The sequence below is a fragment of the Steroidobacter cummioxidans genome (assembly GCF_003104955.1).
Genome location: NZ_LSRW01000006.1, coordinates 84,016 through 103,961 on the forward strand (window position 1 = coordinate 84,016; position 19,946 = coordinate 103,961).

General features: G+C 62.5%; 21 protein-coding genes. 10 read left to right on the forward strand and 11 right to left on the reverse strand.

Annotated features, from left to right (window positions below):
- Positions 1-8 precede the first annotated feature (8 nt).
- On the forward strand, positions 9-743 hold the full coding sequence (locus D0550_RS04795; RefSeq protein ID WP_116807969.1) for an RDD family protein: 735 nt from the start codon (positions 9-11) through the stop codon (positions 741-743).
- Positions 740-1,732: a stage II sporulation protein M gene (locus D0550_RS04800; protein WP_116807970.1), complete on the forward strand. Its 993-nt coding sequence runs from the start codon at positions 740-742 to the stop codon at positions 1,730-1,732. The genes D0550_RS04795 and D0550_RS04800 overlap by 4 nt, the downstream gene beginning before the upstream one ends.
- Here the strand turns inward: D0550_RS04800 and D0550_RS04805 are convergent.
- From D0550_RS04805 to D0550_RS04825, 5 genes are read right to left on the reverse strand one after another with little or no spacing between them, the layout of a single operon-like run.
- Complete coding sequence (locus D0550_RS04805) at positions 1,710-3,008, reverse strand: DUF58 domain-containing protein (protein ID WP_116807971.1); 1,299 nt, start codon at positions 3,006-3,008, stop codon at positions 1,710-1,712. The two genes, D0550_RS04800 and D0550_RS04805, sit on opposite strands and share 23 nt — an antisense overlap.
- Positions 3,009-3,011: 3 nt before the next feature.
- Complete coding sequence (locus D0550_RS04810) at positions 3,012-3,953, reverse strand: AAA family ATPase (RefSeq protein ID WP_116807972.1); 942 nt, start codon at positions 3,951-3,953, stop codon at positions 3,012-3,014.
- Between the two features lie 23 nt (positions 3,954-3,976).
- On the reverse strand, positions 3,977-5,290 hold the full coding sequence (locus D0550_RS04815; protein ID WP_116807973.1) for a DUF4350 domain-containing protein: 1,314 nt from the start codon (positions 5,288-5,290) through the stop codon (positions 3,977-3,979).
- Complete coding sequence (locus tag D0550_RS04820) at positions 5,287-6,207, reverse strand: DUF4129 domain-containing protein (RefSeq protein WP_153067034.1); 921 nt, start codon at positions 6,205-6,207, stop codon at positions 5,287-5,289. The genes D0550_RS04815 and D0550_RS04820 overlap by 4 nt, the downstream gene beginning before the upstream one ends.
- A complete protein-coding gene (locus D0550_RS04825) occupies positions 6,208-7,023 on the reverse strand; it encodes a hypothetical protein (protein ID WP_153067035.1) in 816 nt (271 codons plus the stop codon).
- A gap of 181 nt (positions 7,024-7,204) precedes the next feature.
- Between D0550_RS04825 and D0550_RS04830 the strand changes: the two genes are divergently transcribed.
- Both D0550_RS04830 and D0550_RS04835 read left to right on the forward strand, forming a co-directional pair.
- Positions 7,205-8,068: an SPFH domain-containing protein gene (locus D0550_RS04830; protein WP_116807976.1), complete on the forward strand. Its 864-nt coding sequence runs from the start codon at positions 7,205-7,207 to the stop codon at positions 8,066-8,068.
- A 9-nt stretch (positions 8,069-8,077) separates the two neighbouring features.
- Positions 8,078-8,278: a type II toxin-antitoxin system antitoxin gene (locus D0550_RS04835; RefSeq protein ID WP_116807977.1), complete on the forward strand. Its 201-nt coding sequence runs from the start codon at positions 8,078-8,080 to the stop codon at positions 8,276-8,278.
- Here D0550_RS04835 and D0550_RS04840 read toward each other — a convergent pair.
- Together D0550_RS04840 and D0550_RS04845 are read right to left on the reverse strand one after the other, a co-directional pair.
- Positions 8,275-9,438 (reverse strand): trans-sulfuration enzyme family protein, encoded by a 1,164-nt coding sequence (locus D0550_RS04840; RefSeq protein WP_116807978.1) that lies wholly within the window; start codon positions 9,436-9,438, stop codon positions 8,275-8,277. The genes D0550_RS04835 and D0550_RS04840 overlap by 4 nt on opposite strands.
- A gap of 79 nt (positions 9,439-9,517) precedes the next feature.
- Positions 9,518-10,882, reverse strand: a complete 1,365-nt coding sequence (locus D0550_RS04845; protein WP_116807979.1) for a pyridoxal-phosphate dependent enzyme — start codon at positions 10,880-10,882, stop codon at positions 9,518-9,520.
- A gap of 45 nt (positions 10,883-10,927) precedes the next feature.
- Between D0550_RS04845 and prmC the strand changes: the two genes are divergently transcribed.
- Together prmC and D0550_RS04855 are read left to right on the forward strand one after the other, a co-directional pair.
- Positions 10,928-11,800 (forward strand): peptide chain release factor N(5)-glutamine methyltransferase, encoded by an 873-nt coding sequence (gene prmC, locus D0550_RS04850; RefSeq protein WP_116807980.1) that lies wholly within the window; start codon positions 10,928-10,930, stop codon positions 11,798-11,800.
- Positions 11,801-11,805: 5 nt separating this feature from the next.
- Complete coding sequence (locus tag D0550_RS04855) at positions 11,806-12,306, forward strand: peptidylprolyl isomerase (protein WP_116807981.1); 501 nt, start codon at positions 11,806-11,808, stop codon at positions 12,304-12,306.
- 48 nt (positions 12,307-12,354) lie between these two features.
- Here D0550_RS04855 and D0550_RS04860 read toward each other — a convergent pair whose 3' ends face one another.
- Entirely contained in the window at positions 12,355-13,131 is a 777-nt protein-coding gene (locus D0550_RS04860; protein ID WP_116807982.1) for an outer membrane beta-barrel protein, read from the reverse strand.
- 182 nt (positions 13,132-13,313) lie between these two features.
- On the opposite strand from D0550_RS04860, the gene mtgA reads away from it, so the two are divergent.
- Positions 13,314-14,033 carry a monofunctional biosynthetic peptidoglycan transglycosylase gene (mtgA, locus tag D0550_RS04865; protein ID WP_116807983.1) on the forward strand — a complete coding sequence of 240 codons (720 nt, stop codon included), beginning with the start codon at positions 13,314-13,316 and terminating at the stop codon, positions 14,031-14,033.
- A gap of 3 nt (positions 14,034-14,036) precedes the next feature.
- Here the strand turns inward: mtgA and D0550_RS04870 are convergent, their stop codons facing one another.
- Genes D0550_RS04870 through hppD form a run of 3 tightly spaced genes read right to left on the reverse strand, consistent with a single transcriptional unit; the run spans position 14,037 to position 17,218 of the window.
- Positions 14,037-15,017, reverse strand: coding sequence for a fumarylacetoacetate hydrolase family protein (locus D0550_RS04870; protein ID WP_116807984.1), 981 nt, complete (start codon positions 15,015-15,017; stop codon positions 14,037-14,039).
- Complete coding sequence (locus tag D0550_RS04875) at positions 15,014-16,141, reverse strand: homogentisate 1,2-dioxygenase (protein WP_116807985.1); 1,128 nt, start codon at positions 16,139-16,141, stop codon at positions 15,014-15,016. The genes D0550_RS04870 and D0550_RS04875 overlap by 4 nt, the downstream gene beginning before the upstream one ends.
- A 15-nt stretch (positions 16,142-16,156) precedes the next feature.
- A complete protein-coding gene (hppD, locus tag D0550_RS04880) occupies positions 16,157-17,218 on the reverse strand; it encodes a 4-hydroxyphenylpyruvate dioxygenase (RefSeq protein WP_116807986.1) in 1,062 nt (353 codons plus the stop codon).
- A gap of 79 nt (positions 17,219-17,297) precedes the next feature.
- Here hppD and D0550_RS04885 point away from each other — a divergent pair, with 79 nt between their 5' ends.
- From D0550_RS04885 to D0550_RS04895, 3 genes are all read left to right on the forward strand, one after another.
- Positions 17,298-17,795: a MarR family winged helix-turn-helix transcriptional regulator gene (locus D0550_RS04885; protein ID WP_116807987.1), complete on the forward strand. Its 498-nt coding sequence runs from the start codon at positions 17,298-17,300 to the stop codon at positions 17,793-17,795.
- A gap of 70 nt (positions 17,796-17,865) precedes the next feature.
- A complete protein-coding gene (gene pdhA / locus D0550_RS04890) occupies positions 17,866-18,951 on the forward strand; it encodes a pyruvate dehydrogenase (acetyl-transferring) E1 component subunit alpha (RefSeq protein ID WP_116807988.1) in 1,086 nt (361 codons plus the stop codon).
- Between the two features lie 8 nt (positions 18,952-18,959).
- The gene (locus tag D0550_RS04895; protein WP_116807989.1) at positions 18,960-19,937 is read left to right on the forward strand and encodes an alpha-ketoacid dehydrogenase subunit beta; all 978 of its coding nucleotides are present in this window, start codon (positions 18,960-18,962) and stop codon (positions 19,935-19,937) included.
- Positions 19,938-19,946 lie beyond the last annotated feature (9 nt).

Here is a 19,946-nt window from a genome sequence, read left to right on the forward strand (position 1 = left end):
GAGCCAGCATGGCCGCGCCTCAGGTCACTCTGCAGAGCATTACCGGCGTCGATGTCGAGCTGCGCATCGCAGGCGTCGGCAGCCGCAGCTTTGCATTCGTGATCGACTGGCACATCCGCACCATTCTGGCGTTCTCCTGGTGGGCGGTCGGCACCCTGCTGACCTTCGGCCAGCTGGTCACGCTGGTCGAAGGCGGTAATCCGGGACCGCACTATTTCCTTTGGGTGGTGGTGCCGGCGATGTGCATTTATTTGCTCTACCACCCGGTGCTCGAGATCCTCATGCGCGGCAGTACGCCCGGCAAGCGCATGGCCGGCGTTCGCATCGTCACGCGCACCGGCGACATTCCCGGCATCGGCGCCTTGTTGATCCGCAATGTATTTCGCCTGATCGATTCGCTGCCGTTCGCCTATCTGGTCGGCCTGGCGACGGCGATGTTCACCGCGCAGCACGTCCGCATCGGCGATATCGCCGCCGGCACGCTGCTGATCCTCGACAGCAAGGAACACAACACCTCCTTCGCCCGCCTCACGCCAGCGAATCGCTCACTCGATCCACGCGCAGCGGATTTGATCCACGAAGTGCTGGAGCGCTGGACGGAGCTCGATGAGAACACTCGCGGCGAGCTGGCGCGCTCGCTGCTCGCCCGAGCCGATAAGTCGCTGTCGCCCGAGCAACTGGCGCAGCTCAACAACAGCGAGCTCAGAACCCGCCTGCAAACGCTGCTGAACCCAACGCCATGAGCGCCGAAGCAGGCATGCAAGCGTGGCTCACGTCTCGCGTCGAGACGTGGCGGCAACTTGCGCCGCAGCTGGAAGCGCTCGAGAAAAGCCGCAATCACACCGCCGCCGAAGCGCTGCAAGCCATCGAGCTGTATCGCGCGCTCGGACGAGATCTGTCGATTGCGCGCCGCATTCTGCCGGGCAGCCGTGTCACCAAGGCGTTGGAACACAGCTACGCGAAACTGCACTCCATCATCTATCGCAAGCCGCACGACTGGCGGGCGCGTCTGCTGACATTGTTTCGGGATGAAATTCCCGACGTGGTGCGCGAGCTGCGCCCGGCAATCTTCTGGGTGACCTTGTTATTTGCGCTCAGCGCCGGCGCCGGCTGGTGGCTGATCGCCCAGCATCCCGAGCTGATCTCGCTGCTCGCCAGCGAGGAAATGATCAATGGCGTGGAGGGCGGCCGGTTGTGGACCGAAGGCCTGTTCAACGTCACGCCCTCCTCCATGCTGTCCATCGGCATCCTGTCGAACAACATCGCGGTGAGCCTGATGGCGTTCTGTGTCGGCGTGTTCTTCGGGCTCGGCACCTTCTATCTCATCGCCACCAACGGCCTGATGCTGGGCGCCATGTTCGCCTTCACGCATCAGCATGGCTTGGGGGGTGAACTGCTGAAGTTCGTCACTGCGCACGGCGTCGTCGAGCTGTCGGTTATTTGTCTTGCCGGCGCTGCGGGCACGATGCTCGGTGAAGCACTGATCCGGCCGACGCATGCGACGCGTCGAGAATCGTTTCAGCACGCCGCAGCCAAAGCTTCGCGGTTGTTAGTGCTGCTCGCGCTGCTGCTGGTAGGCTGCGGCTTCATCGAGGGCTATCTGTCGCCCGATCCGGATTTCCCCATGATCAGCCGCGTCGTCGTCGGCTTTGGCTATGGGGTCGTGATGATCGCTGCGCTCACCGGTCATTTGTTCGGACGCAAGCGCGTCAAACCCGCCGTCGCTGCCTGAATTCGAGATACGCGTCGAACACGGCGCGTTCCATATGCTCCGGGCGCGTCACCAATGCCGGCGCGCCCAAGGCACGCAACGCCCGAGCGTTTCTCTCAAGTCTCGACAGATATTCCTGCGCGGCCAGCGACTGATAGGGATCGAGCCAGGTAAGCGCCGGCGCACCGCGCATCGCTTCCGCCTCCGGACTGGAGATGCCCGCGATCAGCGGCAGATGTTTCGGTAACAACAGACGCGCCGCCGATGCCAGCTGACCGGCCACGGTCGCGTCGTCCACATCGGTCAGCATCACGATCAGGCTGCGATGTCGCACCAGCGTGCGAATGCGTAGCGCCGCGTTCAATGGATTCGACTCGGCCAGCTTCGGCGTCGCCGCCGATAGCATCTGACGAATCCGCAGCACGCTGCCGATGCCGCGACCTGGCGCCAGCGTCGCGAGCGGTTGATCGGCGAACAACATGACGCCGACCCGATCGTCCTGCGCAACCGCATGCTCGGCGAAGCGGGCAGCGAGATTGATGTAATGACCCAGACGATCCAGCTCGCCCGCGCGCAGCGCGCTGGTGCGTCCGGCATCGATGGCGATGACGATGTCGAGATGCTGATCCTCGGTGTAGTCCCGGCTGATCAGCCGACCGCGCCGCGCAGTCGCCTTCCAGTCAATGGCGTTCTGCGGATCGCCGGCACGGTACTCACGCAGCTGGAAAATCTCCGCACCGGCGCCTTGATTCAGGTGAGCCCGGGTGCCGCCGCCGATAGCGCTGATGCGGCCTGCTGAGTCGCGCAACAGCTCTGGCATGACTTTGAACGAGTAGTCCGGCTCGAAGCGACGCGACCACCACGCCAATCCGAGCGGACCGCCGACGCGCACCTGCATGCTTGGCCAATCGTGTTGCCCGAGGCGTCGCGGTGTGGCACGCACCTCGATTGCTGCTGCCTCACCCGGCGGCACGGTCAGCAGTCGGATTTCACTGTTGATCTCGATCGCTTCGGGCGCGGCAGGCGCAACCTGCAGGTGCAAGGCCCGCCCCAGCGCATGTCGGAACAACAGCTGCAGCGACATCGGGCGGCCCAATATTCCCTGGCCCGCAGCCTCGACCGTAACGTTCGGCCGCGCGCGAGAGACCATCATTCCTTCGTATGCCAGGCCCAGCAGCAACAGCGCGAGCGGCAACAGCCACAGGCGCTGCAGATTCGCCTCACCGCTCCATGTGCCGAGAATGGCCACGAGCGCGGTGAGCACCGCAAACACGAGGCCGTTGATACGAAGGTGCATGGCTCAGCGAGGCACCGGCGTGCGATCGAGCAACTGCTGCGTAATCGTTTGCTCGGTCACGCCTTCGAGCAGCGCTTCGGGCGCCAGCATCAACCGGTGCGGAATCACCAGCGGTGCAACTTGTTTCACATCATCCGGCGTGACGAATTCGCCATCGCGCATGCCCGCGGCGATGCGCGCCGCGCGCACCAGCGCCAGCACGCCACGCGTGGACAGACCCAGGCTGACGTGAGCATGCGAACGCGACGCCGCCGCGAGATCGATCACATAGCCCGACAACTCGGGCGCGATATGAACTTGCTCGACAGCCTGGCGGACGGCAGTGAGATCGATAGGCGGCGATTGCTCTTGTCGATCGACACGCGCATGCGCATCCGTGTTGCCGTAGCGGGCGACGATATCCAGCTCGTGCTCGCGGCTCGGATAAGTAAGATCGACGCGCAGCATGAAACGATCGAGCTGCGACTCGGGCAACGGGAACGTGCCCTCGAACTCGCGAGGATTCTGGGTCGCGATCACCAGAAAATTTTCGGGGAGCGGGTAGTTCTGCCGATCGACAGTGACCTGGCGCTCTTCCATCGCTTCGAGCAGCGCCGACTGGGTCTTGGGTCCGGCGCGATTGATTTCATCGACCAGCAGCACATCGGCGAACACCGGGCCGGGACGAAACACGAACTGACGCTGCTCGGCGTCGTACGCGTGCACACCCGTGATGTCGGCGGGCATCAAATCCGACGTGCCCTGCACTCGCTTGAACACCCCTTGCAGGGATGCGGCCAGCGACTTGCTGAGCAATGTCTTGCCCAGGCCAGGCGCACCTTGCAGCAGCACGTGCCCCCGGGCGACGACGGCAATGGCCAGCGCACGGATCACCGGCTGCAAGCCGAGCACCACCGAGCCCAACTCCTGTTGCAAACGTTGTTCGAAGGCTACGAGCACGTTCATTTTTTTCCTTTCGGGGCCATCGTCTAATTCAAAGCCGCGCGCAATCGTATCAGCAGGTTGTGAAGCTGAGACAAATTGACCCGATGGCCTTGTTGTACTTTCGCGTGCAGCGCCTGCAAGCGCTCGACATCCTGCTCGGACACGACCGTTTGCGCGCTCAACCAGTCCCACATCGGCGTGCCGTCCGCGGGCAGCCCGCTGCGCCGGCGCGCATCGTTGAAGAAATTCGCGATCATTTGCTGACCGACGGTCGCGGGCCGCATCACGCGTGCCATGAATCCACCCGTGGCACGGACGAACGCTGTAATGTCCACCGGACTCCAGCTGGACTGCGCAGGCCGCAGCCGCTGCGAACCGAGGACGAACAGCAACCACAGGCCCAACAGCCACCACAGCGTCGCATGCAGCCGCGAATCGCCGAAGAAGGCATCGGGATCGTAGAACGACACCAACCCCTGATGCGCGTCGTCCACGATCACCTTGCCAGCGCCTCGCAACGACCAGCGCACGATGTTCGCAATCAGACGCGCATTGTCGTCCTCGCCGAGCAGCTTGTTGCCAAGGATGCTGCCGTAAGCACTGACGATGATCTGCCCATTGCCCTCCGACAGCAGCCACAGCACCGGCACGCCCGAGTCGGGATCGTGCGCCAGCTCCAGCGCGCCAGAATCCTTCGCCCAGCCATCCCACTTCGCGGTCGGATACTCCGACGACGCGCTCACCTTGTTCACCGCTTCGAGCAGCGGATGCGCACCCGCCGGTCGCATCTCCAAATGCAACGGCTCGGGCAACTTGGTCTGGGCGGCGATCACTGCCGCTGCGGTCGGCTGCTCAGCTTCGTCCTGCTCCGCCTCGTTTTCGTCTTCCTCATCTGCTGCGGCATCCCTCGAACGCTCTGCAAAATGCATTCGCGTGATCGATTGCAGGTGCTGCAGAAACTTATTGTCACCGCCCGGTTCCATGGACCAGTCCGGGGTATCGGACAGCCCGGCGACGATCAGCAAGGTGTTGCCCCGCTGCACCCAGGAATGCAACGGCACGATTTCGGAATCTCGCACCGGATATAAATGGGGCGCGGCAGTGATCAATAGATTGCCGGTGTGCGCCTCCAGACCAGGCACGTCGCTCAACTTCGTGAAGCGTTCGCGCAGCGACAGCACCGGCACACGCTCCGACTGCAGCCAGGTCACCAGGCCAAGATAACCGTTTGGACCGCCTTCGGTGCTGGTGGGGCGCGTGGCGTGCTGCTGCGGCGCTTGCGGCTTCGGCGCCATCACTGCATAGAATGCGATGAATGCGCCGATGGCGAGCGCCAATGTGAGCAGGCGATCCTTCATGTCGCCGCTCCTTTCAATTGCGAATCCAGAGTGTGGCCTGCTCGCTGCACCTCGCCCAGATCGTCGCCCGCAATCTCCTTGCCGCCGAACACTTCACGCTCGGCGAGCTGCGCGATCTGTTGGAAAGATTCACGCTGCGTCGAGTCGTCGAAGCGCGCGCGTTTCGTCAGCTCGCGATGAGTCAGACTTTGCGCGTCATGCAAGCGCCCGGTTCTGACGAGCGTTGCGATCAACATTCTCAGCAGCGTCGACGGCCGGTCGCCGCTGACATCGACATCCGCCGCCGCAGATCCATGCATGCCCGGAACGTCAGCGGCATTCGCAGCTGCGGATGCGGACCTCGGTCGACGCCCTTGCAGCGCGGTCCGGACTTCGTTGATGACGATTCCCACCCCGAGCAGGACTACGAGCGCCACCGAGCCGTAGATCAAGCCCAAGCGCACCAGTTCCGGCAGCGGATGCTCGTCGAGCCAGCGACTCAACCAGGAGTCCTTGCCGGACTGCGGCTGGTTCTGGTCGAAGATCTGCCGCAGCCAGCGCTTGAATTTTTCGTACCAGGAGAGCGACTGCTCCGGCACCGGCGGCTTGCGCAGCGAGTCGAGCACCGGCGCCAGAGTATCGACGCCGATCGTGGCGCGCTCCGGCTCGTTCTCATAACGACTGACGAGCGCGCGCAGGCTGTTCAGACCATCGCGGTTCAGCAGGCTGAGCTGACTCGTGCCTACCAGATCGGTGAGCCCGAGCTGCTCCAGCGCCAGCCTCACGTCGGGGCAGGTCGTCTCGATCTCTTCCAGACCGATGACATCGGGCCCGAGCGCATCGACACAGTTTTCGAGGACCTGCCGCGCCGGGCCCTCGCTTTGCGCGAAGGCCGCGGACGCGGCCAGAAACATCGCAGCGAGAAACGTCGAACGCAATCAGGCAGCGCTCAACGCATTCACACGCGCGGCGAGATCGCCGCCTTCCTTGCGCAGTTTCAGATCCCAGTAGAGCGCGATGAACGCCGCGCTGCCGAACGGTCCCAAGAAGATATAGAACGCGAAGTTCGAGAGCGCCTGCATGACCATCCCGACCATGAACGCATCCGCGACCGCCAGTCCGGCAAAAGGAATCACCAGCGCGGCGACGAAGCCCAACGCAATCAGAATGACGAAAAGCAGGATCGACAGCAGCGTGAGCACCGCGCAGCTGCGCCACCAGTTGCCCCAGACCAGCTTGTGACTGCCGGTCAGCGACTCGATCGGGCCTTTGTTCTCGAACAGCAGCAGCGTCATGTACAGGACCAGGCTGACCATCAGGATCAGGCCCGGCACGATCAGCAGCAGCAGACCCACCAGGACGGCCAATCCGAACAGGATGCTCGCGCCGAACAACGGCAGCAGGCGCGCCAGCGCAGCCTGAAATGCGCCGCCCGTGCTCATCTCCTCACCGATGCCGATGGCGTATTGTTTCAGCAGCAGAGCGCTCGTGACCCACATGCTCAGCACCCCGCTGAGCAAAGCGATGACCAGGGCCATGGGATGATCGCCGTAGATCCCAAACGGATTGCCGGCGACGGCGACCGGATCGAAGCTCGGCATGCCGACGAACAACAAGTAAACCACCGGCAGCACGTTCACGATCGCCAGTAGCAGGCCAATGGGCCAGACCACGCCGAACGACGACTTGTACAGATGAAATGCGGTGTCCAGAACGCCGCCGATGCCCTGCGGCTGAGTGGGCTGAATGGCCATCACGAATCTCCATTGTGTGTTAGGCGCAGCGACGGCGCAGATCATCGCGGCGCTCCGGGCCAATGGCAAATATCCCTTTCGCAAAATCACAGACTTAACTGCGGCCACTGGGCCACGCGCAAACTGATATCACTTTGATATCTGAGCATGCTATGGTGGCGTCCATACTAAGGAGAAGGTCATGAAAGAACGACAAGTGCTGACCCTGCCCGGCGTGCCCATGGTCTTGATCTTATTGGTGCTATTGGCGCTGTGCGCCTGGTGGCTGTTCAAGTCGGTGGAGGCGTTCGTCTCACCTCTGCCGCCGCTCGTGGCAGGCGGGCTGGTGAGCTTTTGCGCCATGGGGTTTTTCATGGTGCAGCCGAACCAGGCCGCAGTGATGCAGTTCTTTGGCAAGTACGTCGGCTCCGAGCGCACCAGCGGGCTGCGCTGGGCCAACCCGTTCTACACCAAGAAGGCCGTGACCTTACGCGTGCGCAACTTCGAGTCCAGCAAGTTGAAGGTCAACGATCTGGAAGGCTCGCCGATCGAGATCGCCGCGGTCGTGGTCTGGCAGGTGCACGATGCCGCCGAGGCCGTGTTCAACGTCGACGATTACGAGAACTTCGTGCAGGTGCAGAGCGAAGCGGCGTTGCGCCAGATGGCAACCTCTTATCCGTATGACCTGCACGAAGAACACAAGATCGCGTTGCGCTCGCACGCCCACGAAATCAACGAGCACCTTCGTAACGAAGTGCAGGACCGCCTGGCACAGGCCGGACTGACGGTGATCGAAGCTCGCGTCAGCCATCTGGCTTACGCGCCCGAGATCGCGCAAGCGATGTTGCAGCGTCAGCAAGCCGCCGCGATCATTGCGGCTCGCACGCGCATCGTCGAAGGTGCCGTGACCATGGTGCACATGGCGCTCGAACAGCTCGCGAGAAAGGACGTCGTGCACCTCGACGAAGAGCGCAAAGCAGCGATGGTGTCGAATCTGCTGGTGGTGTTGTGCGGCGAGCGCGGCACGCAGCCGGTCGTCAACACGGGCACTTTATATAACGGCTGAGCGAAACCGTTGGCGGAGAAAAAAGCTTATCCGCTGCGCATCAGCAGCGACGTACTCGACGCCGTACAACGCTGGGCGCAGGACGAGCTGCGCAGCGTGAACGCGCAGATCGAGTACGTCCTGCGCGACGCGCTTCGCAAGGCGGGGCGAATCAGTTCCTCAACGTCCCCGCCGCCGGTCGAAGGCGGCGAGGACACGGAAGGCTCTTAGCCGGCGAGCGCCTGCTCCAGATCTGCGAGCAGGTCTTCGACATCTTCGATACCCACCGACAGACGAATCAACGAGTCGTCGATGCCGAGCTCGCGGCGCTTTTCCGGCGGGATCGACGCGTGCGTCATCAGGCCGGGATGATCGACCAGACTCTCCACGCCGCCCAGACTTTCGGCGATCGTGAATATCCGGCAGCGCTCGAGGAAATGTTTCGCCTCGCCGAGACCGCCCTTCACGAAGAAGGTGACGATGCCGCTGAAGCCATTCTGCATCTGACGCCGGGCCAGCTGATGTTGCGGATGGCTCGCGAGCCCCGGATACAACACCTTCGCCACGCGCGGATGCTTCTCCAGCCAGCCCGCAATTCGTAACGCACTCTCGCTCGACTGCCGCATGCGCAGCGCCAATGTTTTCAGGCCGCGCAACGCCAGGAAACTATCGAACGGCCCGCTGACTGCACCGACGGCGTTCTGCAGGAACCCGATCTTGTCCGCCAGCTCCTCGTTGGCCGCTATCGCGACGCCGCCGACCATATCGGAATGGCCATTCAAGTATTTGGTCGCCGAGTGCATGGTGATGTCGGCGCCCAACTCGATCGGTCGCTGTACCCACGGACTGGCAAACGTGTTGTCGACGACCGTGAGAATGTTTCGCTTGCGCGCGAACTCCGCGACCTGCGCGATATCGACCAGGCGCAGCGTCGGATTGGTCGGCGTTTCGATCCAGATCATCTTGGTCGTCGGCCGAACGGCGGCCTCCAGCGCCTTTTGCTGGGTCAGATCTGCAAACGTGATATCCAGGCCTGCCGAACGCTTGCGCACGCGCTCAAACAATCGGAACGTGCCGCCGTACAAGTCATCCATCGCGACGATGTGACTGCCGGAGTCGAGCAATTCCAGTAGCGTGCTGGTCGCCGCCATGCCCGATGCGAACGCGAAGCCGCGCACGCCCGCTTCGAGATCGGCGATGCACTTCTCCCAAGCAGTGCGAGTGGGGTTCGAGGTGCGCGAGTAGTCGTAACCCTTGTGAACGCCAGGGCTGCTTTGCGCGTATGTCGAGGTAGCGTAGATCGGCGGCATCACCGCACCCGTGCTCGGGTCGGGAGCCTGACCGGCGTGAATGCAGCGAGTGCCGAAACGCAGCGACGAAGATGAACTCATGATGGATACGTGTCCTGCTGATCGTGTCGTAACGTGGGCCGCGAGGATTCTGCGGCCAACATAGTGAATAAATCGTGCACTATTTCACCTGACGGCGCAGGTAATTCAGCACGTCCGAGCGCGTCACCAGGCCGAGGAACCTCTCGCCATCCATCACGGCCGCGGACGAGCGCACTTCGAGCATGGCCACGAGATTGTTGAGCGTCTGACTCTTGTCGACCCGCAGGAAGCTGCTGGTCATGGCCTTGTGCACCGGCTCGTTGAAACGCCCCGGATGGCCGAAAGCGAAACGCAGGATGTCGTCTTCGGTGACGACACCGATGAGCTGCTCTCCATCCATCACCGGCAATTGCGAGAAGCCGGCGTTGCGCAGGCGATTGTGCGCGGTCGTGAGCACATCGTTCGGCCCGACCGTAATGGTGGCGCGCTGGCCGTGCGGGCGGCCGATCAAGTCGCGCAAGTCGCCATACGTCTCGCGCTGGATGAAGCCTTGATCCTCCATCCAGAAGTCGTTGTACAACTTCGACAGGTAGCGCGCGCCCGTGTCGCACGCCAAAGTCACGACGCGCTTCGGCGTTTTCTGCTCGCGGCAATAGCGCAAGGCCGACGCGAGCAGGGTGCCGGTCGAAGAGCCAGCAAGCACGCCTTCCTTCTGCAACAACTCGCGCGCCACCGAGAACGACTCGCCGTCCGAAATGCTGTAAGCGCGCTTGGTCATGGAGAAGTCGGCGATGTCGGGAATGAAGTCCTCGCCGATGCCTTCGACCAGCCAGGACGACTTCTGAGTCATTTTGCCGGTCGCGATGAACTCCGCGAGGATGGAGCCCTGCGGATCCGCGAGCACCAGCTCGACATGGGGCGCGTGCTTCTTGAAGAACGCCGCCAGACCGGCAATCGTGCCGCTCGATCCGACGCCGACGACCACTGCGTCCAGCTGCTGCCCCATCTGCTCCCAGATCTCCGGCGCGGTGGTGAGCTCATGCGCCTTGGGATTGTCGGGATTGGCGAACTGATTGATGAAGTAAGCGTTCTGGCGCTTGGCAATCGCCGCGCCCAGGTCCTGGTAGTACTCGGGATGACCCTTACCCACGTCGGAGCGGGTCAGCACCACCTCGGCGCCCAGCGCCCGCAGGTTGAAGATTTTTTCCTGGCTCATTTTGTCCGGTAACACCAAAATGAGCCTGTAGCCCTTCTGCGCGGCGACCAGCGCGAGGCCCAGGCCGGTGTTGCCGGCAGTGGCCTCGACAATGACGCTGCCGGGCTTCAGATCGCCGCGGCGCTCGGCCTCCTCGATCATGGACAGGCCGATGCGATCCTTGATGGAACCGCCCGGATTCATGTACTCGAGCTTCAGGAACAGCTCGCAGGGACCCGTATCGAGCCGATTCAGCCGCAACATGGGCGTGCGGCCAATCATCTCGATCGCGTTCTGGTAAACGTGCATGGAAGACTCCGTCAGCAATTCAGTCGTAGTAGTCCAACGTCATTCATGCCTGCCGTCAAATCCTCGCAAACCGTCTCCGATGCCCTGCATACCGCAACCATGCTGTTGTCGCGGTCCTCGCCCTCTGCGCGCCTCGATGCCGAGCTGCTTCTGGAGTATGTGACCGGGCTGTCACGGACCAATTTCCGCGCGAACCCGGAGCGCGAGCTGCCTGCCAATGCCGGCTGGTCGTACCAGCAACTGGTCAAGCGCCGCTCGCAAGGCGAGCCGGTTGCATACATCCGCCAGCAGCACGAGTTCTGGTCACTGCTGCTGGAAGTGAGTCCGGCGGTGCTGATTCCGCGCCCGGAGACCGAATTGGTCGTCGAGCGGGTGCTGGCACATATAAATAAAGAAGACCCGGTCCGAGTTGCCGACTTGGGCACCGGGAGTGGCGCGATCGCGGTCGCCATCGCATCCGAGCGGCCGCAGGCGCAGGTCACTGCCATCGACGCGTCGAAGGATGCCCTGGAACTCGCCAGTCGCAATATCGGGCGATTGCAGCTGACCAACCTCTCGCTATTACACGGCAGCTGGTTCACGCCCGTGGCCGGGCAGAAATTCCACGCGATCGCGTCCAATCCGCCCTACATCGCGCAGGACGATCCCGACCTCGCGCCCGAGGTTCGCAAGTTCGAGCCCATCATGGCGCTGATCTCGGGGCGTAGCGGTTTCGAAGCACTGGATGCCCTCATCCGCGATGCGCCGACACACCTGGAACCTGAAGGATGGCTGGTGCTGGAGCACGGCTGGAAGCAGGCCGAAGGGGTCCGTCAGCGGCTTGTGCGCCAAGGCTTCGTTCACGTACGCTCGCACGCCGATCTGGCCGGCCACGAACGCGTCACCGAAGGCCAGTGGCCCGGCCCTCAACGAGGATAGCGTCCATGCTCGAATTCAAGACTTCCAAAGGCACCTTCACCGTCCAGCTGTTCGACAAGCAGGCGCCGATCACGGTGGAGAACTTTTATCGTTACGCCGATGAAGGTTTTTTCGACGGCACGATTTTCCATCGCGTCATTCCGAACTTCATGGTCCAGGGCGGCGGGCTGACCGCGGATCTGAAGAACAAGAAGGGCCATGACCCGATCCAGAACGAAGCCAACAACGGCTTGAAGAACAAGCGCGGCACGCTGTCCATGGCGCGCACCAACGACATCAACAGCGCGACGTCGCAGTTCTTCATCAACGTCGTCGACAACGACTTCCTGGATCACAAAGGCGCGAGCAACTACGGCTATGCCGTGTTCGGTCGCGTGGATTCGGGCATGGAGGTGGTCGATGCCATCGTCGCCGTGAAGACCGGCAGCCGTAGCGGCTATCAGGATGTGCCGACGGAAACGATCACGATCGAGTCGGTTCGCCGCATCGAACCGAAGCAGGAATAAGCTCGACCGGCGTGCCGGGCATCGACCCGGCACGCTGTTGCAGCGCTGTTACTTGAACAGAACTGTGAAGTTGAAGACGTTGACGTCGCTCTCGAAGCCCTTGTCCTTATCGCCCACGTCGAAAAACCGCTGATATTCCAGGCGCAGCGTAAATGCGTCGTTGATGTTCCAGGCGCCGCCCAGTCCGGCGAACAATTCGGTCTGGCTGACATCCGTGCGGCGATGGAGCAGATTGAAAACATCGGCTTGCTGGACCTGGTCGATGTAGCGCAACCGCTGAGTCACGCGCGTTTCCGCATAATAGATGCCGCCGCGCACGTGCAGATCGAAATGCTGACCGAGCGGCAACATGCCGAGCACGCTGGCAGTGATGCCTGCGCTGGTGAAGTCGACACCACTTTCGAAGTCGCCGTTCAACGGGGTGGTGACCACATTCGTACCGTCGAAGTACGCAAGGTCGCCGCTGATCGGACCGGTCAAGGTGTAGGACGCCTCACCCAGGTCCACGTAACCCACTTCCACCGCCACCCAGTCGTTGAAGCGATAACCCACCTGCGCTCCCCACGGAGTCACGGTGTCATCCAACGTGGAGCTCACGGGGGCGGCGCTCAGGTTGGTACCCGGCTGGATCGGCACGATCGCCAGCTGCGGGTTGAGCATGGCGCTGAAGTCTTCGTCCAGACTGCGCTTGGAGCCCAGGTCGACGTCGCCGGTACCGCCCCAGACACCGAAATAGAATCCGCGGTTCTGCTCGGCGAACGCTGCCGGGGTCGACAGCATGCAGCCCAGCGCCAGCCCAGCCAGCACACGCGTCTTGTGGTTCATCTCCCAAGTTCTCCGTAAGTCCGTGACATTATTGTTGCGGGACAGCCCAACCCGAATTTCCGGGCGCCGATACTAGACGATTATGTGCAATCAACCAGCGACTACATCACACTTACCCGGCGCGCGACCTGCTTTCGTGAGCTAGGTCCGCTTGCTTTGCCTCATCAACGTTTGCAGGACGAATGTTTCGTTTCATCGCCTGGCTACTCGCCTCGTTACTCGCGCTGAGCATCGGCTCGGTCGTGCTATTGAGATGGGTCGACCCACCCACCACCGCTTTCATCGTTCGTGAGCGCCTCGCCGCCGGCGAGCCCGGCAGGCCGCAGTCGGTGCAGCACCGCTGGGTGGATTGGGACCAGATCTCGCCGCACATCAAGGTAGCGGTGATTGCTGCCGAGGACCAGAAATTCCTGGGGCACTACGGCTTCGATCTCGATTCCATCAATGACGCGCTGGCAGATCGCGAGCGCGGTCGTCGCGTGCGCGGCGCCAGCACGCTAACGCAGCAAGTCGCAAAGAACCTGTTTCTTTGGCCGGGCCAGAGCTGGGTCCGCAAAGGGCTGGAGGCGTACTTCACGGTGCTGATCGAGGCGCTGTGGCCGAAGCAGCGCATTCTCGAGGTATACGTGAACATCGCGGAATTCGGCAGTGGCGTGTTCGGCGTGGGCGCAGCGGCCGAGACTTTTTTCAGGAAGCCCGCAGCGCGCCTCAACGCTCCCGAGGCAGCCCTGCTCGCGGCCGTGCTCCCGAACCCGAAACGGATGAAGGTCAGCTCGCCGTCACGCTATGTGCTGTCGCGACAGCAGTGGATCCTGGGACAGATGCGCGGCCTGGGCGGCGTTGGCCTGTTGCAGCAACTCGATCCGCCACCGCCCAAGCGGGCGAAGAAGAAGAAATCCTGAGCGTCAACGACGCACGACTTTCTGCTCGATCGCACCGAAGATGCTGCGGCCGTGGGGGTCGAACATCTCGATGCGCACCGAGTCGCCGAACTTCAGGAACGACGTCACCGGCTTGCCCTGCTCGATCTGTTCCAGCGTACGACGCTCGGCGATGCACGCGGACCCCAGCGAACGGTCGTAGTTGGAAATCGTGCCCGACCCCAGCACCGTGCCGGCGCGGGCGTTGCGCGTGAGCGTGATGTGCTCGATCAAGCGTGCGAAGTCGAACGTCATATCGACGCCCGCGTTCGGCTGACCGAAAGGCTTGCCGTTGACATGCACGACCAGCGGCAGATGCACCTTTGCTTCCGCCCACGACGTGCCCAATTCATCGGGCGTCACCGCGACCGGTGAGAACGCCGTCGCCGGTTTGGATTGATAGAAACCAAAGCTCTTCGCCAGCTCGCCGGGAATCAAATTGCGCAGCGACCAATCGTTCACCAGCATGACCAGCTTGATGTGATCGAACGCGCCCTCGCGCTTCGTGCCCATCGGCACGTCGTCCGTAATCACAGCGACCTCGCCCTCAAGGTCGATGCCGTATTCCTCGCTGGGCACCGGCACGTCATCGCGTGCGCCGAGGAAGTCATCCGAGCCGCCTTGATACACCAGCGGATCGGTCCAGAAACTCTCCGGCATCTGCGCCCCGCGTGCCTTGCGCACCAGCTCGACGTGATTGACGTAAGCGGAACCGTCGACCCAGTGATACGCACGCGGCAGCGGCGCCATTGCGCGCGCCGGATCGAAGGAGAACGAGTCCTTGACGCCGCCCTGCTCGAGCGCAGCAGCGACTTCAGCCAGCTTCGGCGCAAGGCTCGACCAATCGTCGAGTGCCGCTTGCAGCGTCGGCGCGATGTGCGCGACCGCAACGGCCTTGCTCAGATCGCGGCTGACGAGGACCAGCTGACCGTCACGGGACGAGCTACGAAGGGTTGCAAGCTTCATTTAGTTTTCCAACTGTCAACGTATCCAGACCATTCAACGGCTGCGGCGGACTCCGTCACCTCAAGCGCATCGCGTGTATCGATCATCACTGCGTACTCATCCGTCGCCGGCTTCGACTGCACCAGCATGTTCTTCAACGCCTTCGGATGCGGGCCATGCGTGAAGCCGCAAGGATGCAGCGTCATCATTCCCGGCTTGATGTTGTCGCGGGAGAAGAAATCGCCGGCGTGATAGAACAACACTTCGTCGTAGTCGTCGTTGTTATGGAAGAACGGCACCTTCAACGCGCCCGGATCGGTTTCGAACGGCCGCGGCACGAACGTGCAGACCACGAAGCGATTGCCGACGAACGTGGTGTGCGCGGAGGGCGGCAAGTGATACCGGTGGCTCGCGACCGGCCGGATGTCCTTCACGTTGATACGTACGACCGAAAGATCGCCGTGCCAGCCCGTCGCATCCAATGGATTGAACGGGTACGTGACCTTCGAGATCGCGTTGTTGCGCTTGACCCGTACCTGCCACTGACGATCGTCGCTCTGTTGAGCGACGAATGCGGCGTCCATCTGCGGCACATCCAACATCGCCGGATCGAAAATCGCATGCGCACCCAACAGGCCCTTATCCGGCAGCGAGTAGCTCGAGTTGGTCGCCTCGATCAGCAACGCAAACATCGGCTCCTGCAAGTCGATGCGCCACATCGTGCCGCGAGGAATCACGACGTAGTCGCCCGCGGCGAGCGTCAGATGACCGTAGTCACAATGGAACTCACCTGCGCCCCGATGCACGAACAGCAGATCGTCGCCGTCGGCGTTGCGCGCCAGATGATCCATTGACTGACTGGCATTCCACACGCGCACGCGGACATTCGCGTTGCGCAGAATCTCCGCCGCCTGCCAGGGCGATGTTTGATCCCGATCCAGCTGAGTCAAATCGAAGGCATGCGGACGCAGCGGCCCTTCGAACTCGACCCAGCCGGTCGGCGGATGCCGATGATGAAAGAACGCGGCCGGGCCGAAAAAGCCTTCCTTACTGATCTCGCGCTCGAACGTCCCTTGCGGCAGGTCGGCATGCGCCTGTCGCGATGCCGTGCCCTCGACCCGCGATGGAATGATGGGACGTTTCATGGCACACCTCAGTGGTTAAATCACGCCTCTGCGCATCTGATCGAGCTCGATCGACTCGAACAGCGCCTTGAAGTTGCCTTCGCCGAATCCTTCGTTGCCCTTGCGCTGGATGATCTCGAAGAAGATCGGGCCGATGACGTTCTGGGTGAAGATCTGCAACAGCAGGCCCTCGCCCTTGTCCGGATTGCCATCGAGCAGGATGCGACGCTTGCGCAGCTCTTCCAGGTTCTCGCGATGGCCGCTGACGCGCGCGTCGACGCCTTCGTAATAGGTGTCCGGCGTGTCCTGGAACTGCACGCCCTGCTCGCGCAGTACATCGACGGTGCGCTGGATGTCCGAGGTGCCAAGTGCGATATGCTGAATGCCTTCGCCTTTGTATTCGCGCAGGTATTCTTCGATTTGCGACTTGTCGTCCTGAGACTCGTTGATGGGAATGCGAATCTTGCCGCACGGGCTGGTCATCGCGCGGCTGAACAAGCCGGTCTTCTTGCCTTCGATGTCGAAGTAACGAATCTCGCGGAAGTTGAACAGCTTCTCGTAGAAGCCGGCCCACTTGTCCATGTTGCCGCGAGCCACGTTGTGAGTCAGATGATCGATGTAGGTGAGCCCGGCCGTGCGATTCAACGCAGCGCCTTTGACCGGCACGAAGTCGACGTCATAAATCGTGTGCTCGCCATAACGATCGACCAGATAGACCAGGCTGCCGCCGATGCCCTCGATGGCGGGAATGTGCAGCTCCATCGGGCCGACGCGCGTTTCGACGGGCTTGGCACCCAGCTCGATGCAGCGCTTCAACGCATACGCCGCATCCTGCACGCGGAACGCCATCGCGCAGGCCGACGGGCCATGCTCGCGCGCGAACCGCTGACCGAAACTGTCCGGCTCGGCGTTGATGATGAAATTGATATCACCCTGCCGATGCAACGTGACATTCTTGCTGCGATGTCGGGCGGTGGCCGGAAAGCCGAGCCGCTCGAACAAAGTACGCAACAGCTCGGGATCTTCGGCGGTGTATTCGACGAACTCGAACCCGTCGGTGCCCAACGGGTTGTGACTGTCCTGGGCGGCGCTGCTCATACGGATCCCCTGCTTCGAAACTAATGGTTACAATTGAAACTATATCTTCCGGACCCGTCAAGGGGAGTGCGCGCAAGCCATGAATGGGACTAAGGAAAAAGTTGCCGAGCCGCAGCTCGAGCCGGTCCCGTTGCAGCTCGATCGCTTCATTCCCTACCGGCTGTCGGTGCTGACCAACACGGTCAGCATGGTGATCGCCAGCGCCTACGAGCGCGAATTCGGCCTGACCATCCCGCAGTGGCGCGTGATGGCGGTGCTGGCCCGCTACCCCGATTTGTCGGCCATCGAGGTCGCGGAACGCACGGCCATGGACAAAGTTGCCGTCAGCCGGGCGCTACAAGGGTTGCTCGATGCGAAACGCGTCCTGCGGGCCTTCGACAAGGGCGACCGGCGCCGCTCCATCCTGCGCCTGTCCGCCGCTGGACAGGCCGTTTACACGCGCGTGGCTCCCATGGCCCTGCGCTACGAGGCGGAGTTGCTGAGCGCACTGAGTCCAAATGACCGGCGCACGCTCGACCGGCTGCTGGCCCGGCTCATGGAGCAAGCCAAATCAATGCAAGTGAGTCGCGACGTTTAGGAAGGAGTCGCTATAATTCGCGCCGCTTGCATGATCGCTACCGCGATCGCGATCGAAGGAGCGGCGACGAGTGAGAACAGTGGCGGAGTTTCGGATCGAGTATCTGCGGCAGCTGAGCCCGCAGGGCCGTCCGCTCGACGAGTTGCCGGCGTTCGCAGCCGACAATGACGAGTTGCTGAAGATGTTCGCGGCCATGCTGCGAGCTCGCACCTTCGACGCCAAGGCCGTCAATCTGCAACGCACCGGCAAGCTCGGCACCTACGCGCCCTGCCTCGGCCAGGAAGCCGCTCATGTCGGCGTCGGCGCGGCGATGCGCCCCGAAGACTGCCTGGCCATCGTTTATCGCGAGATCGGCACCCTGTTCTGGCGTGGCGTCAGCATGACCGAGGTGCTGCTGTACTGGGGCGGCGATGAACGCGGCAACAACTTCGCCGTGCCTCGCCACGACTTCCCCTGGTGCGTGCCCATCGCGACCCAGACGCTGCACGCCGCCGGCGCTGCCATGGCATTCAAGATTCGCAAGGAGCCCCGCTGCGCCGTTGCGTATATCGGCGACGGCGGCACGTCGGAAGGCACGTTCTACGAAGCGATGAACCTGGCCGGCGCGCGCCAGCTGCCCATCGTGTTCGTGGTCGTCAACAACAAGTGGGCGATCTCCGTTCCCATCGAACAGCAGACCGCGGCTGAAACCCTGGCGCAGAAAGGCATTGCTGCGGGCATCCCCGGCGTTCAGGTCGATGGCAATGACGTGATCGCAGTTCGCGATTGCATGTCCCGCGCCCTGGAAAAAGCGCGCAACGGCGGCGGACCGACGGTCGTAGAAGCCATCAGCTATCGCTTGAGCGATCACACCACCGCCGACGATGCGAGCCGCTATCGCGATGAGGGTGAAGTCGCCGAAGCCTGGAAAGTCGAGCCAATGATCCGGCTGCGCAAGTTGCTCGAGTCTCGCGGCGTGCTAGATGAAGCGCGCGAGCAAGCGATGAAAGCGCAGTTCACCCGTGAGGTCGATGCGTCCGTTCAGGAGTACCTGAACACTCCGCGTCAATCCACCGACGCGATGTTCGACCACCTTTACGCCAATCCACCGCCGTACGTGGAAGAGCAAAAGGAACTCGCGCGTCGTTACGCCGGCACGGGCCGGCCTTCTCACTGAAGCCTTCCATGCCCAAAGTCACAATGGTCGAAGCCATCGCAATGGCGCAGGCGTGGGAGCTGGCAAACGATCCCAGCGTGGTCGTGCTCGGTGAGGACGTCGGCAAGAGCGGCGGCGTGTTTCGCGCCACCTCCGGCTTGTTCGAGCGCTTCGGCGCCGATCGCGTGCAAGACACACCGCTCGCCGAGAACATGATCGCCGGCATGTGCGTCGGCATGGCCGCGCAAGGCATGCGGCCGGTCGCCGAGATCCAGTTCATGGGATTCCTGTATCCGGCCATCGATCAGATCGTCAACCACATGAGCCGGTTGCGCCATCGCACGCGCGGACGTTTGTCATGTCCGGTGGTCATCAGAACGCCGCACGGCGGCGGCATTCATGCGCCGGAACATCATTCCGAGTCGGTGGAATCGATGATCGCGCACGTGCCTGGCATTCGCGTGGTCTGCCCCTCCTCGCCGGCGCGAGCGTATGGCTTGTTGCTGGCGTCGATACGCGATCCGGACCCGGTGTTGTTCCTCGAGCCGACGCGCATCTATCGACTGGCGAAGCAGGAAGTGGCGGATGACGGCGTCGCCGCGCCGCTGGATGTTTGTTACATCCTGCGCGAAGGCGAAGACGTCACCATCGTGACCTGGGGCGCGATCACGACCGACGTGTTGCAAGCGGCCGAGCAACTCGCAGCTCAAGGCATCAGTGCCGAAGTGCTCGATCTCGCAACTGTGAGTCCCATCGACGCCGAGACCATTCTCGAATCCGTGGCGAAAACCGGACGGCTGGTAATCGTGCACGAAGCCGCGCGCAATTGCGGCGTCGGCGCCGAGATCGCTGCGATCGTGGCCGAGCACGGCCTGCATGATTTGCTGGCACCGATTCAACGCGTCACCGGTTTCGATACCGTGGTGCCGTTGTATCGGCTCGAGAACGACTACATCCCGAGCGTGGCCCGCATCGTCGATGCGGCCCAAGCGACCCTGGCCGGCTAGGAAGAAGAC

Excerpts from the sequence above, each read along its gene's own strand:
- D0550_RS04795 (WP_116807969.1), top strand. The coding sequence starts at position 9 with ATGGCCGCGCCTCAGGTCACTCTGCAGAGCATTACCGGCGTCGATGTC.
- D0550_RS04800 (WP_116807970.1), top strand. The coding sequence starts at position 740 with ATGAGCGCCGAAGCAGGCATGCAAGCGTGGCTCACGTCTCGCGTCGAG.
- D0550_RS04805 (WP_116807971.1), bottom strand. The coding sequence starts at position 3,008 with ATGCACCTTCGTATCAACGGCCTCGTGTTTGCGGTGCTCACCGCGCTC.
- D0550_RS04810 (WP_116807972.1), bottom strand. The coding sequence starts at position 3,953 with ATGAACGTGCTCGTAGCCTTCGAACAACGTTTGCAACAGGAGTTGGGC.
- D0550_RS04815 (WP_116807973.1), bottom strand. The coding sequence starts at position 5,290 with ATGAAGGATCGCCTGCTCACATTGGCGCTCGCCATCGGCGCATTCATC.
- D0550_RS04825 (WP_153067035.1), bottom strand. The coding sequence starts at position 7,023 with ATGGCCATTCAGCCCACTCAGCCGCAGGGCATCGGCGGCGTTCTGGAC.
- D0550_RS04830 (WP_116807976.1), top strand. The coding sequence starts at position 7,205 with ATGAAAGAACGACAAGTGCTGACCCTGCCCGGCGTGCCCATGGTCTTG.
- D0550_RS04840 (WP_116807978.1), bottom strand. The coding sequence starts at position 9,438 with ATGAGTTCATCTTCGTCGCTGCGTTTCGGCACTCGCTGCATTCACGCC.
- D0550_RS04845 (WP_116807979.1), bottom strand. The coding sequence starts at position 10,882 with ATGCACGTTTACCAGAACGCGATCGAGATGATTGGCCGCACGCCCATG.
- prmC (WP_116807980.1), top strand. The coding sequence starts at position 10,928 with ATGCCTGCCGTCAAATCCTCGCAAACCGTCTCCGATGCCCTGCATACC.
- D0550_RS04855 (WP_116807981.1), top strand. The coding sequence starts at position 11,806 with ATGCTCGAATTCAAGACTTCCAAAGGCACCTTCACCGTCCAGCTGTTC.
- D0550_RS04860 (WP_116807982.1), bottom strand. The coding sequence starts at position 13,131 with ATGAACCACAAGACGCGTGTGCTGGCTGGGCTGGCGCTGGGCTGCATG.
- mtgA (WP_116807983.1), top strand. The coding sequence starts at position 13,314 with ATGTTTCGTTTCATCGCCTGGCTACTCGCCTCGTTACTCGCGCTGAGC.
- D0550_RS04870 (WP_116807984.1), bottom strand. The coding sequence starts at position 15,017 with ATGAAGCTTGCAACCCTTCGTAGCTCGTCCCGTGACGGTCAGCTGGTC.
- D0550_RS04875 (WP_116807985.1), bottom strand. The coding sequence starts at position 16,141 with ATGAAACGTCCCATCATTCCATCGCGGGTCGAGGGCACGGCATCGCGA.
- hppD (WP_116807986.1), bottom strand. The coding sequence starts at position 17,218 with ATGAGCAGCGCCGCCCAGGACAGTCACAACCCGTTGGGCACCGACGGG.
- D0550_RS04885 (WP_116807987.1), top strand. The coding sequence starts at position 17,298 with ATGAATGGGACTAAGGAAAAAGTTGCCGAGCCGCAGCTCGAGCCGGTC.
- D0550_RS04895 (WP_116807989.1), top strand. The coding sequence starts at position 18,960 with ATGCCCAAAGTCACAATGGTCGAAGCCATCGCAATGGCGCAGGCGTGG.